The following is a 14,840-nucleotide window of genomic DNA, read 5'->3' as shown; positions in this document are numbered from 1 at the left end:
CCCGCACCCGCACCGTCACAACCGCGGATCCACCGGCTCAGACTCCAACGCCAGCACCCCGAACACCGCCTCGTGCACCCGCCACAACGGCTCCCCCTCGGCCAACCGGTCAAGCGCCTCAAGACCGAGCGCGTACTCCCGGATCGCCAACGACCGCTTGTGGTTGAGGAACCGCCCCCGCAGCCGCGCGAGGTTGTCGGCACGCGTGTACTCCGGACCGTAGATGATCCGCAGGTACTCCCGCCCCCGGCACTTGATACCGGGCTGGACGAGTCGCCCCGCCGCGCTGCGCACGACCGCCCCGACCGGCTTGACGACCATGCCCTCGCCACCCCGCCCGGTCATCTCCAGCCACCAGTCGACACCGGCCTGTACGGATTCGGGGTCACCGGTGTCGACGTACAGCCGACGCGTGGTCTGGAGCAGGCCCGTGCTGTCGTGCTCCACCAGCCGGTCCAGCAGGGCGAGTTGTTCGTCGTGCGGGAGTCCGGCGAGGCTGCGCCCCTGGACCGCGAGGATCTGGAACGGGGCGAGCCGGACACCGTCGAGGCCGGACGTGGTCCAGCAGTAGCGACGGTAGGCGTCGGTGAACGCCGAGGCGTCCGCGGCGCGTTCACGCTGCCGGGACAGCAACGCGTCCACGTCGACACCCCGCCCGGCGGCACCCTCCAGCGCGGCCAGCGCACCCGGGAACACCGCCCCCGCGGCCGCGCCGACCGCCGCGTACTGCCCGCGCAGCAGCCCGGACGCCTTCAGCGACCACGGCATCAACTCCGCGTCCAGCAGCACCCAGTCGCCCGCGCCGGAGGCGCTATCGGATGCAGCGAGCTCGGCCCACAGGCCCGCCTCGTCCAGCGCCGCCCGCAGTCGGCCGAGGATCTCCTCGGTGACCGCCGGGTCGTCGAAGAAGGGACGGCCCGTACGCGTGTACAGCGAACCCGTCACCCCGTGCCCGCCGTCCACACCGAACCGCTTCGCCGCCATCTCCACGTCCCGGCACACCAGCGCCACCGCCCGCGACCCCATGTGCTTCTCCTCGCACACGACCCGCGCGACCCCGTCCTCGGCGTACTGCGCGAACGCTTCGGCCGGGTGCTCAAGGAAGCCGTCTACGTGCGAGGTCGCCGTAGGAGCCATCGTCGGCGGCAGGTACGGCAGCAGGCGCGGGTCGACCGCGAAGCGGCTCATGACCTCCAGGGCCGCCGCCGCGTTCTCCTCGCGGACCGACACCCGGCCGGCGTGCCGGGTCTCCACCACGCGGCGGCCGTGCACGTCCGCCAGGTCGAGCGGGCGGCCGTCGTGGCCGCCGGGTGCCTCGGTGCGCAGCGGGCGGGTCGGCTCGTACCAGACCTGCTCGGCCGGTACGTCGACCAACTCCCGCTCCGGCCACCGCAGGGCGGTCAGCTTGCCGCCGAAGACAGCGCCCGTGTCCAGGCAGATCGTGTTGTTCAACCAACTGGCGTCCGGAACCGGGGTGTGACCGTAGACAACCGCCGCGCGACCCCGGTAGTCCTCGGCCCACGGGTAGCGCACCGGCAGGCCGAACTCGTCGGTCTCGCCGGTGGTGTCGCCGTAGAGCGCGTGCGAACGGACCCGGCCGGAGGTACGGCCGTGGTACTTCTCGGGCAGACCGGCGTGGCAGACCACGAGCCTGCCGCCGTCGAGGACGTAGTGGCTGACGAGTCCGTCGATGAACTCCCGTACCTGGGCGTGGAATTCCTCGGTCTCCTCCTCCATCTGCTCGATCGTCTCGGCCAGGCCGTGGGTGTGCTGGACCTTGCGGCCCTTCAGGTAACGGCCGTACTTGTTCTCGTGGTTGCCCGGTACGCACAGGGCGTTGCCCGAGCCGACCATGGACATCACGCGGCGCAGCACACCGGGCGAGTCAGGGCCGCGGTCGACGAGGTCGCCGACGAAGACGGCCGTACGGCCCGCCGGGTGGACACCGTCGTCGTAGCCCAACTTGCCGAGCAGGGTCTCCAGTTCGGCGGCGCAGCCGTGGATGTCGCCGATGATGTCGAAGGGGCCGGTGAGATGGGTCAGGTCGTTGTAGCGCTTCTCGGTGACGACCGTGGCGTGGTCGATCTCCTCTACGCCCCGCAGTACGTGCACCTTGCGGAAACCCTCGCGCTCCAAGCCGCGCAGGGAGCGCCGGAGTTCGCGGGTGTGCCGGGTGATGACGCGGCGGGGCATGTCGGCGCGGTCGACGCGGGAGGCGTTGCGCTCGGCGCACACCTCCTCCGGTACGTCGAGCACGATGGCGATGGGCAGCACGTCGAACTGCTTGGCCAGGTCGATCAGTTGGCGTCGGCTGTCCTGCTGCACGCTGGTCGCGTCAACGACCGTGCGGCGGCCCGCGGCGAGGCGCTTGCCGGCGATGTAGTGCAGGACGTCGAAGGCGTCCCGGCTGGCGCTCTGGTCGTTCTCGTCGTCCGCGACCAGGCCCCGGCAGAAGTCGGAGGAGATGATCTCGGTCGGCTTGAAGTGCCGGTGCGCGAAGGTGGACTTGCCGGAGCCGGAGGCGCCGATCAGCACCACGAGGGAGAGGTCGGTGACGGGCAGGACGCGCCCCTTGGTCTGGGTCCCGGTCATGCGGCCTTCTCCTCCTTCGCGGTACTGACGCTGAACACGGCCATCTGGGTGGGCGGTCCCACCTCGGGGTCGTCGGGACCTACCGGTACGAACTCGACGTCGTAGCCGTGCCGTTGGGCCACCTTCGCCGCCCACTCCCCGAACTCCGCGCGCGTCCACTCGAAGCGGTGGTCGCCGTGCCGGACGTGTCCGGCGGGAAGGGTCTCCCAGCGGACGTTGTACTCGACGTTCGGGGTCGTGACGACGACCGTCCTCGGGCGGGCGGCGCCGAACACCGCGTACTCCAGGGCCGGCAGCCGGGGCAGGTCGAGGTGCTCGATGACCTCGCTGAGCACGGCGGCGTCGTAGCCCTTGAGGCGGTTGTCGGTGTAGGCGAGCGAGCTCTGGAAGAGCTGGACACGCGAGGCCTGCCGCTCCCCCATGCGGTCGAGCTTGAGGCGGCGGCCCGCGATGGTGAGCGCGCGCATCGACACGTCGGTGCCGACGATCTCCGTGAACCGGGTGTCCTTGAGCAGTGCCTGCACCAACTGGCCCTGCCCGCACCCGAGATCGAGCACGCGGCCGGCACCGGACGTCCTGAGCGCCCCGATGATCGCGTCCCGGCGCTGCACGGCGAGCGGCGTCGGTTTCTCCTCGGCCTCGGTCTCCGGCTCGACGGCGTTGTCGATCTCCTCGACCTCGCTGTCGTCGGCCTCGGCGAGCCGCACCAGTTCCAGCCGCTCCATCGCGTCCCGGGTCAGGGACCAACGGCGGGACAGATAACGGCTGGTGATGAGCTTCTGCTCCGGGTGCGTGGGCAGCCAGCCCTCACCGGCGCGCAGCAGTTTGTCGACCTCGTCGGACGCGACCCAGTAGTGCTTGGCGTCGTCGAGCACGGGCAGCAGGACGTACAGGTGGCGCAGCGCCTCGGCGAGGGTCAGCGTCTCCGATTCCAGTACGAGGCTGACGTACCGCGAGTCGCCCCACTCGGGGAACTCGGCGTCCAGCGCGACCGGTTCGACGGTGACCGTCCAGCCGAGCGGCGCGAAGAGCTGCCGTACGAGATCGGGACCGCCGCGCGTGGGCAGCGCGGGTACCTCGATGCGCAGCGGCAGCGGCTGTTCCGCGCGCTCGGGGCGGGCGTTGCACACGCCCCGCATGGCGCTGGAGAAGACCGCGCTCAGGGCCACGGCGAGCAGGGAAGAGGCCGCGTACGGACGGTCGTTGACGTACTGCGCGAGCGCCGCGTCGGGCGCGCCACCGCGCCCCTTGCCCTTGCCGCGCCGGACCAGCGCCACCGCGTCGACCTCCAGCAACAGCGCCGCCGTGCACCGCGCGGGATCCGCCTCGGGGTAGAAGACGTACGCCTTGCCGTAGGACGTCGAGAACGCCTGCGCGTTGTCGGGATGCTTGTGCAGCAGGAAACCGAGGTCGGTGGCGGGGCGTTCGGGGGTGCCGGTGGTACTGATCGTCAGGAACACGGTGGGTAGGCCTCGAAACGTCTTCTGATCTGCGGATACTTGTCGTGCGGTCCAACGCGGTGCACATTCCGTGCACACGCGCCGAATGCCGGGGAACCACAACGATGGGAGAGCGCGCCTCGGCGATCACTGCTCCGGAGCTGTCCTCGCCCTCGTAGTGATGTGCACGCCACGCAGCGATCAGTCGGCCACGCGACGCCCCTCGTCCGGCGCGCCTCCACAACGTACAGCGAACATCCCTGACGTACTCAGGCATTTTCCCTCCCCCGCACCCGCTCGGCCGCAGGCACCAGTGCCGCCTCCGGCAGACCGGTCGGAGTGGTGAGGCCGTACAGCTCCACGAACGAAGCAGGAGCGTTCTCCCAGTCGACCTCCCACACCAGATAGCCGTAGGTGTCCAGCGTCTCGCTGAGGTGACCGTGCCGCATACGGGCTTGGACCTTCCGCGGCTCCAGTCCTGAGGCGAGTCATGTCTTCAGGGACCGCGATTCCCCGTGCTCGGGCCTTTTGCTTCGCTGCATCGAGTGCGTGGCTCAGCGCGCTCTGCTGCACCGGTGTCCAGCGCTTGGTCACGGTGACCAGGTGGTCGTACTCCTGATGGGCTTCAGACCTCGCCGCTCCCGCTTCCGCAACTGGGCCGCCGTCAACGGTGCCCGCCAATGCGCCATGTGTTCCTGATACTTGTGGAGCAGAAAAGAACCGACGGCGAGCGAGCTTTCGCTGTCGTGGATGGCGTCCCTTGAAGTGGTGTAGCCGGGCCCGGTCCCGGAACGCGCGGGTGTCTGCCGGGGCGTGCATCCGCTAACCGCGCAAGTCTCCCTGGTGAACGGGCAGTTCAACCGGAGGAGCACGCGATGGCCTTGTCCCAGTCTGAGCTGATGCGGCTGCTGGAGTCACTACGTCGGGCCGAGGGAGTTGAGGCAATCAGGGCCGCCCCGTACGAACACACCGACAAGCGCACGACCTGGCGCAACGGACACCGCGACCGCCTGCTGACCACGCAGGCCGGCGATCTCGATCTGAAGATTCCCGAGGTGCGGACCGGGTCGTTCTTCCCCTCCCTGCTGGAGCGGCGCCGGCGCATCGACCGGGCGTTGTTCGCCGTGGTGATGGAGGCATACGTGAACGGGGTCTCGACCCGCTCGGTCGATGACCTGGTCAAAGCACTCGGTGCGGACAGCGGGATCTCCAAGTCGGAGGTGTCACGGATCTGCGGCGAACTGGACGAGGAACCGACCGCGTTCAAGGAACGGCCACCGGAATCTCCGCCACCCGCCACCGCGAGATCCTCGGTGTGATGGTCGGCGACAGCGAATCGAAGCCGTTCTGGACGAAGTTCCTGCGCTCGCTGCGGGCCCGCGGCCTGGAGAACGTCCAGCTGGTCATCTCCGACAGCCACAGCGGCCTGGTGGCCACCATCCGCACCGTCTTCGCGCAGACCACCGCCTCGGCCGTCCGCACCCAGCTGGACGTGGTGGCCGACATGCTCGGACGGCAGTTTCCGCAGGTCAAGAAGATGTTGTTGGATGCCGCAACAGACATCACGGCGTTCGCGGACTTCCCGTCGGCGCACTGGAAGAAGATCTGGTCGACCAACCCGCTGGAACGGCTGAACCGGGAGATCAAACGACGAGCCGATATCGTCCAGGTCTTCCCCAACCCCGCTGCCCTGGACCGGCTCGCCGCTGCGGTCCTGGCCGAACTCCACGACGAATGGCAGGTCTTCGACCGCCGCTACCTTTCCGAAGCCTCCATGGCCGAGCTCTTCACCGCCCAACCGACCCCGCCCGAACCGCAGATCACCCCACAACCGGAACCGAAACAGCTGCCGTGACTACACCACCCAGCGGGACATGACCGCTGAGCGGGCGTGTGGCTGTCCCCAAGCGGTCATTGCCTTTGCGGACTTGAGGACGGCTTTTTCGTTGGTCGGGCACAGGGGGCGATCCCGTATGGAAGTCGCGAAAGATGTCGGTCGTTGAACTGCTGGAACAGCGTGAGCTCAGGAGGCCAGCCAGTAGGCGCCAAGCGCCCCGCGACCACCCAATCGGGACAGCCGTTCGAGACGCATTCTTCAAAACCGGAAAGAGGATAGCCGCTCATATGCGCACAACGGAAAGCCGATAGCCATACTTGCTCAGTAACCCAATGAATGCCCGGATGCCACCCAGGACCCTTCTGTCCGCCTCTAGGCTGCTCGCCCCTTGCCTGGATGCCCGGAGGTCCTGAGTGCTGCAGCAGCTGCCCGAGGACGAGCAGAATCTCGTCCTGCCCAGTGGATTCGACGAAATCGTCCGTGTGGTCGACCTCTATGCGGCCGACCGGCAGAGTGGGGTGCCACGGCTACGGCGGTCGTCGAGCCGCCGGCTTCCCGCGCTGCTGTTCGCACGCGCACCCCAGGATGCCGGCACCCCGCCCTCGGTCGGCTCGCCCCCCGAGGGCGAACCCGACCCGAGCGCCCTGGTCCGGGCCTATCGGAAGCGGCTGCTACGGCCCGGGCCGGGCGAGGCGCGCCACCTGGCAAGCCTCGTTCCCCACGCCTTGGTCGACGAGGCGCAACTGGCCTGCGAACCCGTACCTCAGGACGGCTCGCCGGCGGAGGACCCGCACATCGTCCTGTTGGACAAGGTGGCGCGCCGCCTGCGCGCCACGATGCCGGAAGGGGCGGGGGCCCTCCGCCTGAGGGAGTTCGAGGTCTGTCTGTCGGTGCTGCGCTGCCAGCTACCGGCCGACGCGGTGGACGAAGGCACGGCCGTACGGAACCTGCTGTACGGCAGGCACGCCTGGACCTTCGGGCTGGGCGCGGAGGTCACGCGCCTCAGCGAGGATCTCGGTCCCAAGAAGGGCGCGGCCCTGCTGCGGGCGGCGGCCGTGCCGGTGGCACTGCTGTGGCGCTGGTGGTACGGCGTACGACTCAACCACGGCCCCCGCCGCCGCTGGGTGGCCGGCATGCTCGGCGAGACCGGGCGCAGCTTCCTCGGTGCGGCGGTTGCCCTGCGCGAGGCGCACCTGCGCGCGCGGGCCGCGGCCACGGGCGAAGCGCTGCATCCGGCCGCGGGAGCCGCCGGGGCCCGTGACGCCGCGGCGGTCCGGCAGATCCTGCTGACCGCGCTGATCCGCGACCTGGCTCGGGCCTCCCGGCCCCCGTTCTGGAGCCGGCGCAGGCCCCGGCGGCCCTGGTCCTTCGTCGTCCTGCTGCCCGACGTCGGCGCCGCGGGAACACCCAGCCGGAAGTTCCTCGACACCTTCGCCGACGTCGCCGAGGACAACCCCGACTGCCCGCTGCTGGTGCTGGGCGCCGCCACCGCGGACGTCCCCCAGTACGTCGTCCGGCACGCCGGGCAGGACGATGTTCCCGCTCCGGCCCGGGAGATCGCCGCGCTGTACGCGTCCGGGGCCACCGGCCGGCCGGGCCAGGCCGTTCACGCCTTCACGTTGCCCCGCACTCCCGACGGCGGCAGCGCCGCCGACCGGCTGGCCGTGCGCCCCACCGTCCGGGTACGGGGCGGCCGTCACCAAGGCTGGGCCCGCCCGATCGCGGCCGGTACCGCACTGCTGCTGGTGGCGGCCGGCAGCGGCTACGAGCTGTGGCCATCGGAGTCACGTGCCCCCGTCGACGACAGCAAGGCCGCCCCGGTCGCGTCCTGCCACCGCGTCAAGACCGGCGAGGTCGTCGGCCTGACCGACGGCAACGACGGCTGCGATCTCGCGCACGGCCTGTACGCCTCCCAGCTCCGGGCCCTCGAACACACCATGGGCAAGCAGAACGCGCAGGTCGACCCGGCCAAGCCGTACCGCACCCTCGTCTTCTTCGCACCCCTGAGCGTCGGATCGCAGTCCCGCCGCACCGCGCCGACCGGCCTGCAGATCCTGCGCGGTGCGCTGCTCGCCCAGCAGGAGGTCAACTCCCTCAACCTCAAGCACCAGGTCCAGGTGCGGCTGCTGATCGCGAACGCCGGCGAGTACTTCCACTACGGCTCGCTCCACGGCCTCAACACCAAAAACCTCAGCCACACCGACGTGTCACGAATGATCGTCGACCGGGTCGCACGGGACCACATCGCGGCCGTCTTCGGCCTCACCCAGAGCCGCCCCGAATCCCTGCAGGCCGCCATCGAACTGGGAAGCCGGGGAATCCCCGTCCTCGGCACGGGCGTCACCGGCCAGCCCATGGTCGAGGACTCCCCCGTGTCGTACTTCCAACTCTCGCCACCCGACGAACGCGTGGCCCAGATCCTGGCATCGTTCGCCGGCCAGTCCCCCCGGCTGCACGCCCTGACGAAGCCCGCACCCGGCCACCCGGCGCCGACCGCGATCGTCGTCTTCGACCCGGACGACACCTATTTCAGCGCCGACCTCAAGGACAGGTTCACCTCCGACTACGCCACGGCCGGCCCGGTGCGACTGGTCCCCTACCGGGAATCCGACGGCGGCAGCCAGACACCCGCCGTCGCCGCCAACATCTGCACCCTCGTCCGCCAGACAGGCGGCTTCGTCCTGTACGCCGGCCGGTCCAGCGTCATGCACGACCTCTTCTACTACCTCCAGGGCGACAAGAACTGCCGTACTAACGGAGGCCGTGTGCCGGTGCTCGCCGAGAGTCCGGCCCCGGACCTCGTCCTCCACCCGGAGCTGATGCCGCAGAACTACGGCTCACTCACGCTGTTCTACAGCCAGTTCAGCCTGCCCGACGCCAACGGCCCCTTCGCCCAGGGCTTCCGCAAGGCATTCGCCGTCCACACCGACAGCGACGCGGCGGCGGGCTACGACGCCCTGAAGATCCTTTTCGGGATCATGACAGATATCTCCGGAACCGACCCGGACTTCAGGCCCAGTTCGGTCGTCACCTTCCTCCAGTCACCCGGCGTCAAGGACTACGTCGGCGAGTCAGGCATCATGACGCTGGGCAACGGCGCCAAATACCCGCGCGGCAAGGAGGTCCACATCCGGGAGATCACCTCGGCGGGTACCACAGTCACCGACCTCACGTGCGGCGCACTGGCCGCGAGCAAGGACCCCGTCACACACTGGGGCCCCTCCGACCAGTTCGCGTGCCCACCGGAGACCGAGCCGGGCGTCGGTCCCACCTCGTGATCGGTACCTCCCCGTGCCGGGAGGCGCCCAACGACGTCCTGGCCGCCGCCCACGGCGTGTCAGCCGCCCGGCGGCCTGATCGCCTTTCAGGGCCTGACCATCTGGCAGGTGCCGCTTGAGGGCGGCTGCATCAACACGCCCTCGCGGCATAACGATCGAGTGTCCAAGATGACGGGGAACCTTCACTTCCCCGCTAGCGGGTGATCGCGGCGACGGCGGGCTTGTAGAAGGTGGCGGCCACGAACACGCCAGCCAGCAGCCAGGTGGCGGTGAAGGCGATCAGGTTGGGCGCGAACGCGATGGCCAGCACGGCAATGACGCCGAGGACGGATCCGATGGTCATCACCGTGCGCGGACCTCGGCAGTTGATGCGGTCGACGGGTATACCGGTGACGGCGGAGACCAGGAGCGCGCCCGAGAAGGGGGCGGTGGAGGTGGACGACCAGCCTGTGGCTGCCGTGATCTGGGGGTTGAGCACGGGGAGGCTAACTGAGTCCTATTAGGGTAGTCGAACCCGAAATTGTTATCTTCCTAACCTGCGGAAACGTCGGAGAACCCGGACAGGCGGCCCCATTTCAGTCCCCTTGCACCCTGTTCGATCCTCCTCGATCAGCACCCCGTGCTGACGCGTCAGCACGGACCAGTAATCCGTTGCAGTTAGGAATCGCGGCTTGGCGAAAAAGTCAAAGCCTTCTATTAAAGGGGTTGGGACGCGTTCTTCAATGCGCGTGCTGAAGCAAATCAGGGTGAGGACTCCAGAGCACCCACAGCTGCGTCAGCACCGTGCCGCATCAGGCGCACTCCAGGTGACGTTCCGGAGGATGCCGGCGTGACGCTCGCCCCCTACCGTTACCGTCGACGCGCACCCCACAAGGCCGGAGCCAAGCTCTTCCTCAGTTGGCTCGACTCCCAACTCGTGCAGAAGAACGCCATCGCCACCTGGACCTGGTCCGTCCGCAAGGACGTCGCCCCGCCGGCAACGACGGTGGAACCGCTCTGCGGCATGCCCTCGTGACGCCCAGGGTTACGGGCAGCTCATCCATGGTGTGGATAGGCGGGATAGAGGATTCGGATCACGCGGAGGATGGCGACCGGGCTGCTGACGACCGATAGTCGTCCCTACCCGCACGCCGCTGTCCGGCCAGCCGCCGGTGTGCGGCCGTCCCCGGCATGCCATGCGCCGTCGGCGCCAGTGTCAGGCATGCCCGCTCCCGTACACCGTCCCTGGAGTCGCCATGCCCGGTTCCGTTCCGTCGCCGTCTCCCACCGCGGTCGACGATGCCACTCCCTCAGCTGTCCCCGTCTCGGGCCCGGCTCATCTGCTGCGCGTGACCCTGCTGTTGGCGGGCAGCTGTCTGCCGATCCTGGGGGCGGTGCTGATCGCCCCGGTGCTGCCGAAGATGCAGGACCACTTCGCGTCGGTCCCGGGAGCCAAAGCGCTGGTGCCCCTCGCGCTGACCGTTCCGGCGCTGGCGCTGGCCCTGCTGGCCCCGTTCGCCGGTGTGATCGTGGACCGGGTGGGCCGCAAGCGCCTGCTGATCGTGGCCACTCTCCTGTACGCCGTGTTCGGCACGGCTCCGCTCTGGCTGGACTCGCTGGAGGCGGTCATCGCCAGCCGCGCCCTGGTCGGAGTCGCCGAGGCCGCGATCATGACCTGCTGCACGACCCTGATCGGCGACTACTACAGCGGTCACCGGCGGGTGAAGTATCTCGCCCTGCAGACCATGTGCGCCTCCGCGTCGGCCACCGTCTTCTTCGTCCTCGGCGGCGCCGCCGGATCGGCGGGCTGGCGCGTGCCCTTCTGGGTCTACGCCGTGAGCCTGGTGCTCGCCCCGCTGATGGCAGCCGCACTGCCCAACCCGGCGGTCCGTGCGGACGGTGCCGAGACTCCGGCCGGGACGGAGGCCCGCCGCTCGTTCCCCTGGCGGCAGTTGGGCGGCATCTGTGCCCTCACCTTCTTCGGGGCGATGGTCTTCTACACCGTCCCGGTGGAGATGTCGTACCTGCTCGACGACCTCGGGGTGGAGAACACCGGCGTGATCGGACTGGCCACCGCGACCGCGAGTGCCGCCACCGTGGGCGGTGCGGTCACCTTCACCCGGCTCAAGCGTTCTCCCCGCCCGATGCTGCCCGTCGTTCTCGCGGTCTGCGCGGTCGGCTTCGGGGTGATGTTCCTCGCGGGCAACGCCCCGCTGCTGGTCATCGGGGCGGTCGTCAACTGTGTGGGCACCGGCATGCTGCTGCCCGCCCTTCTCACCAGTGCCATGTCCCGCCTGGCGTTCGAGGACCGCGGCCGCGGCACGGGACTGTGGATGGCGGCCTTCTTCGGCGGTGAGTTCGTCTGCCCGCTGGTGCTGCTCGCCGGGGAGTCTGCCGTCGGCACGCTCGCCGGTGCGGTGGGCGTGCTGGGGCTGGCCGCCGCCCTCGTCGCGGCGGGACTGTGGGCGGCCCGCCGCCGGGTGGGCGCCGTCGATCCCCGGCCGTTGCCGGAGCAGTTGGCCTGAGGGTGCGCAGGACGACCACCGGGAGCGCGTCGATCACGGGCTGCCGCCGGACCCGGTCAGAGCCGGCCCGGCGGGAGCCCCGCACTCCGGTCGACGGGCACGGCCTTCCCCGGGCCCCTGCCATTGCCGTAGCCGTTGCCCGCCAGCGTCGCGCCCACCTCCGCGGCCTTCTGCCGCAACCAGATGTGGCCCGCGTCCTGCGCGTGCACCGGGTGCCACCACATCGCCTCCCGCACCGGCACCGCCTCGAAGGGGCAGGGCAGGACGCGCACCGCGGCGGATCGGACCGCCTTGCGCGCCAGGCGCTCCTGGATCATCGCGACCCGACGGGTGCCCTCGACCATGAGGGGCAGCAGCTGGAAGGTCTGCACGGACACCTCCACCTGGGGACTGATCCCTATCATGCTGAGCTGGCGGGCCGCCGGGGCGTCGTAGGGACGCTGGTAGACGGCCCAGGGCAGACGCCCCAGCTGGTCCAGGGTGAGTTCGTCACCGACCTCGGGGTGGTCGTCGGCGACCAGGCACAGCCAGCGGTCCTGGTGGAGGTCGACGGCGGGCAACCCATTGATGACGCCGTGCGGCATCAGCAGTCCGTCGACGGTGCTCAGCACCGTGGCGATGTTCTCCACGACGGACGGTGCCGGGTGCTGGAAGGTGAGCCGGATGGCGGGCGCCTCCTCGTGCAGGGTGCGGGCGAGTGCGGCACCGAACACGGCCGCCCCGTAGTCGGAGGCGAGCAGGGTGAACTCGCGGCTCTCCGCGGCCGGGTCGAAGTCGGCCTGGCTGGCGAAGACCCGCTCCAGCAGATCGCACGCGGTGGCGCTGCGCTCGCGCAGGGCGGCGCCGAGCGGGGTCAGCTCGTAGGCGTTGCCGGTGCGGGCGAGCAGTTCGTCGTCGAAATGGCGGCGCAGCCGGGACAGCGCGGCGCTCATGGCGGGCTGGCTGAGGCCGATGCGCTCGCCGGCCCGGGTGACGTTGCGCTCCTCCAGCAGCGCGCGCAGGGCGAGGACCAGATTGAGGTCGAGTCGGGACAGGTTCACCGGGCAATCACCTAACAGCGAGAGTCATCCATGACATGGATTCGGTGCATCCACAGGATCTATTTCCGTGATTGGTCGATCGGGGTCAGAGTAGACCGCATCCCAGCAGGAGGAAATCTGATGGCAACGCTCGCGCAACCTGCCGGCCCGTTCGTGCTCGGCACGTTCTCGCTTCCGGACGGAGAACCGTTCCCCGGTCTGCTGGCCAGGGGCCGGGTTCTCGACCTGACCACAGCCCTGACCTGGGCGCCGTCCGGGGTGCGTGCCGTGGTGGAACGCTGGGAGGAGGCCCTGCCCGTGCTACACGTCCTGGCGGACGAGCCGGCCCTGGACTGGCGACCGCTGGAGGGCCTGCGGGTGCACGCCCCGCTGGAGCCGCGCCAGATCTTCCAGTCCGGCGCCAACTACCGGCAGCACGTGATCGACCTGGAGGTCGCCCACCGCTCCCCCGACGACCCACGCACCGTCGAAGAGGCCCGCGAGGAGATCGCCGCGGTCATGGACCGCCGGGCCGCCGAGGACCTGCCCTACGTTTTCATCGGCCTGCCCAGCACCGTCGCCGGCCCGTACGACGATGTCGTCCTGCCCTCCTGGGCCCAACAGCCCGACTGGGAACTGGAGTTGGCGGCCGTGATCGCCAAGCCCGCCTACCAGGTGACGGTCGAGGAGGCCCTGGAGTACGTCGCCGGGTACACCATCGCCAACGACCTCACCGACCGCGCCACCGTCTTCCGCCGGGACATGAAGGCCATCGGCACCGACTGGCTGCGCAGCAAGAACGCCCCCGGCTTCACCCCGCTGGGCCCGTGGCTCGTCCCGGCTGGGTCGATCGCGGACCCCGGTGACCTGCGGGTCACGCTCAAGCTGAACGGCGAGACCATGCAGGACGAGTCCACCAAGGACATGCTGTTCGGCGTTGCCCGGCTGGTGTCGTACATCTCCCGGACGGCTCGACTCCTGCCCGGTGACCTGGTGTTGACCGGCAGCCCGGCCGGCAACGGCATCCACTGGGGGCGGCTGCTGCGTGACGGCGACGTCATGGAGGGGTCCATCACGGGTCTGGGCATGCAGCGCACCCGATGCGTCGGGGAAGCCTCGTGAACCGCCACGACCCCGAGGGCGCGATCGCCGAGGCGGCCAAGTCGTACTCGAACTGGGGGCGCTGGGGCGAGGACGACGTGCTGGGCACCCTGAACTTCCTCGACGAGGCCAAACGCCGCGAGGGCGCTGCGCTGGTGCGCCGCGGTGTCAGCTTCTCGCTGTCGCAGCGGTTCGACATGGACGGCCCGCAGAAGGGCTGGCGCCGGCGGACCAACCCCGTTCACACGATGCTCGACACCGGGACCGACGCCGCCCTCGGCAACCAGGGCTTCCCGCACGGCATCGGCGGCGCCGACGACGTGATCGCGATGCCGTTGCAGTGCTCCACCCAGTGGGACGGGCTCGGGCACATCTTCGACCACGGTCTCGCCTGGAACGGGCGGCGCGCCGACAAGGTCGTCACCTCCAACGGCGACCTCGTCACCGGCATCGAGCACATGGCCCCGTACATCGCCGGGCGCGGGGTGCTCCTCGACGTGGGCCAAGTAGTCGGAGCCGACGGCGAGTTGGCGGACGGCTTCGCCGTCACCGCGGAGCACCTGACCGCGACCGCCGAGGCCCACGGGGTGAGCGTCGGCCGCGGCGACATCGTCCTCGTCCGCACCGGACATCTCGCCCGCGCCCGGCGGGACGGCTGGGGCGACTACGCGGGCGGGCCCGCGCCCGGCCTGTCGTTCACCACCGCCGGCTGGCTGCACGGCAGCGAGATCGCCGCCATCGCCACCGACACCTGGGGTTTCGAGGTACGGCCCAACGAGTTCGAGGACGCCTTCCAGCCGCTGCACCAAGTCGTCATCCCCAACATGGGCCTGCTCATCGGCGAGATGTGGGATCTCGACGCCCTCGCCGCGGACTGCGCCGACGACAGCGTGTACGAGTTCTGGCTCACCGCCGCGCCCCTGCCCATCACCGGAGCCGTCGGCTCCCCGGTCAACCCCATCGCCGTCAAATAACCCGCACAGCTGCCGGATGCGCCCTTCCCGGACAGCAGCGGCGCGTCCGGCCCCCACCGCTCCACCCGCTCCGCACTCCCTTCCCCGCTCCTGGTC

At 69.9% G+C, this 14,840-nt stretch carries 10 protein-coding genes and 1 pseudogene; 6 read left to right on the top strand and 5 right to left on the bottom strand.

The features are described from left to right. Positions 1 to 15 precede the first annotated feature (15 nt). From AC31A1_RS30840 to AC31A1_RS30830, 3 genes are all read right to left on the bottom strand, one after another. Positions 16 to 2,592 carry a polynucleotide kinase-phosphatase gene (locus tag AC31A1_RS30840; protein ID WP_489656477.1) on the bottom strand — a complete coding sequence of 859 codons (2,577 nt, stop codon included), beginning with the start codon at positions 2,590 to 2,592 and terminating at the stop codon, positions 16 to 18. Continuing rightward, positions 2,589 to 4,052 (bottom strand): 3' terminal RNA ribose 2'-O-methyltransferase Hen1, encoded by a 1,464-nt coding sequence (locus AC31A1_RS30835; protein ID WP_489656476.1) that lies wholly within the window; start codon positions 4,050 to 4,052, stop codon positions 2,589 to 2,591. The genes AC31A1_RS30840 and AC31A1_RS30835 overlap by 4 nt, the downstream gene beginning before the upstream one ends. 248 nt (positions 4,053 to 4,300) lie before the next feature. After that, positions 4,301 to 4,480, bottom strand: coding sequence for a hypothetical protein (locus tag AC31A1_RS30830; protein ID WP_489656475.1), 180 nt, complete (start codon positions 4,478 to 4,480; stop codon positions 4,301 to 4,303). Between the two features lie 426 nt (positions 4,481 to 4,906). Here AC31A1_RS30830 and AC31A1_RS30825 point away from each other — a divergent pair. Together AC31A1_RS30825 and AC31A1_RS30820 are read left to right on the top strand one after the other, a co-directional pair. After that, positions 4,907 to 5,886 (top strand): annotated as a pseudogene (locus tag AC31A1_RS30825) (transposase). A gap of 395 nt (positions 5,887 to 6,281) precedes the next feature. Continuing rightward, a complete protein-coding gene (locus AC31A1_RS30820) occupies positions 6,282 to 9,146 on the top strand; it encodes an ABC transporter substrate-binding protein (protein ID WP_489656474.1) in 2,865 nt (954 codons plus the stop codon). A 193-nt stretch (positions 9,147 to 9,339) separates the two neighbouring features. Here AC31A1_RS30820 and AC31A1_RS30815 read toward each other — a convergent pair whose 3' ends face one another. Then, positions 9,340 to 9,624, bottom strand: a complete 285-nt coding sequence (locus AC31A1_RS30815) for a hypothetical protein (RefSeq protein WP_489656473.1) — start codon at positions 9,622 to 9,624, stop codon at positions 9,340 to 9,342. 351 nt (positions 9,625 to 9,975) lie between these two features. Here AC31A1_RS30815 and AC31A1_RS30810 point away from each other — a divergent pair, with 351 nt between their 5' ends. Further along, positions 9,976 to 10,161 carry a hypothetical protein gene (locus AC31A1_RS30810; RefSeq protein ID WP_489656472.1) on the top strand — a complete coding sequence of 62 codons (186 nt, stop codon included), beginning with the start codon at positions 9,976 to 9,978 and terminating at the stop codon, positions 10,159 to 10,161. Between the two features lie 220 nt (positions 10,162 to 10,381). Beyond that, entirely contained in the window at positions 10,382 to 11,650 is a 1,269-nt protein-coding gene (locus tag AC31A1_RS30805) for an MFS transporter (RefSeq protein ID WP_489656471.1), read from the top strand. 56 nt (positions 11,651 to 11,706) lie between these two features. On the opposite strand, the gene AC31A1_RS30800 is transcribed toward AC31A1_RS30805, so the two are convergent. Then, the gene (locus AC31A1_RS30800; RefSeq protein WP_489656470.1) at positions 11,707 to 12,690 is read right to left on the bottom strand and encodes a LysR family transcriptional regulator; all 984 of its coding nucleotides are present in this window, start codon (positions 12,688 to 12,690) and stop codon (positions 11,707 to 11,709) included. A gap of 120 nt (positions 12,691 to 12,810) precedes the next feature. On the opposite strand from AC31A1_RS30800, the gene AC31A1_RS30795 reads away from it, so the two are divergent. Continuing rightward, positions 12,811 to 13,791, top strand: a complete 981-nt coding sequence (locus tag AC31A1_RS30795; RefSeq protein WP_489656469.1) for a fumarylacetoacetate hydrolase family protein — start codon at positions 12,811 to 12,813, stop codon at positions 13,789 to 13,791. Further along, positions 13,770 to 14,744, top strand: a complete 975-nt coding sequence (locus AC31A1_RS30790; RefSeq protein ID WP_489656468.1) for a cyclase family protein — start codon at positions 13,770 to 13,772, stop codon at positions 14,742 to 14,744. The genes AC31A1_RS30795 and AC31A1_RS30790 overlap by 22 nt, the downstream gene beginning before the upstream one ends. The last annotated feature ends 96 nt before the right edge of the window (positions 14,745 to 14,840 follow it).

This window comes from Streptomyces sp. P5F9 (assembly GCF_057961495.1).
This window is presented reverse-complemented; position numbering and strand designations above follow the sequence as displayed.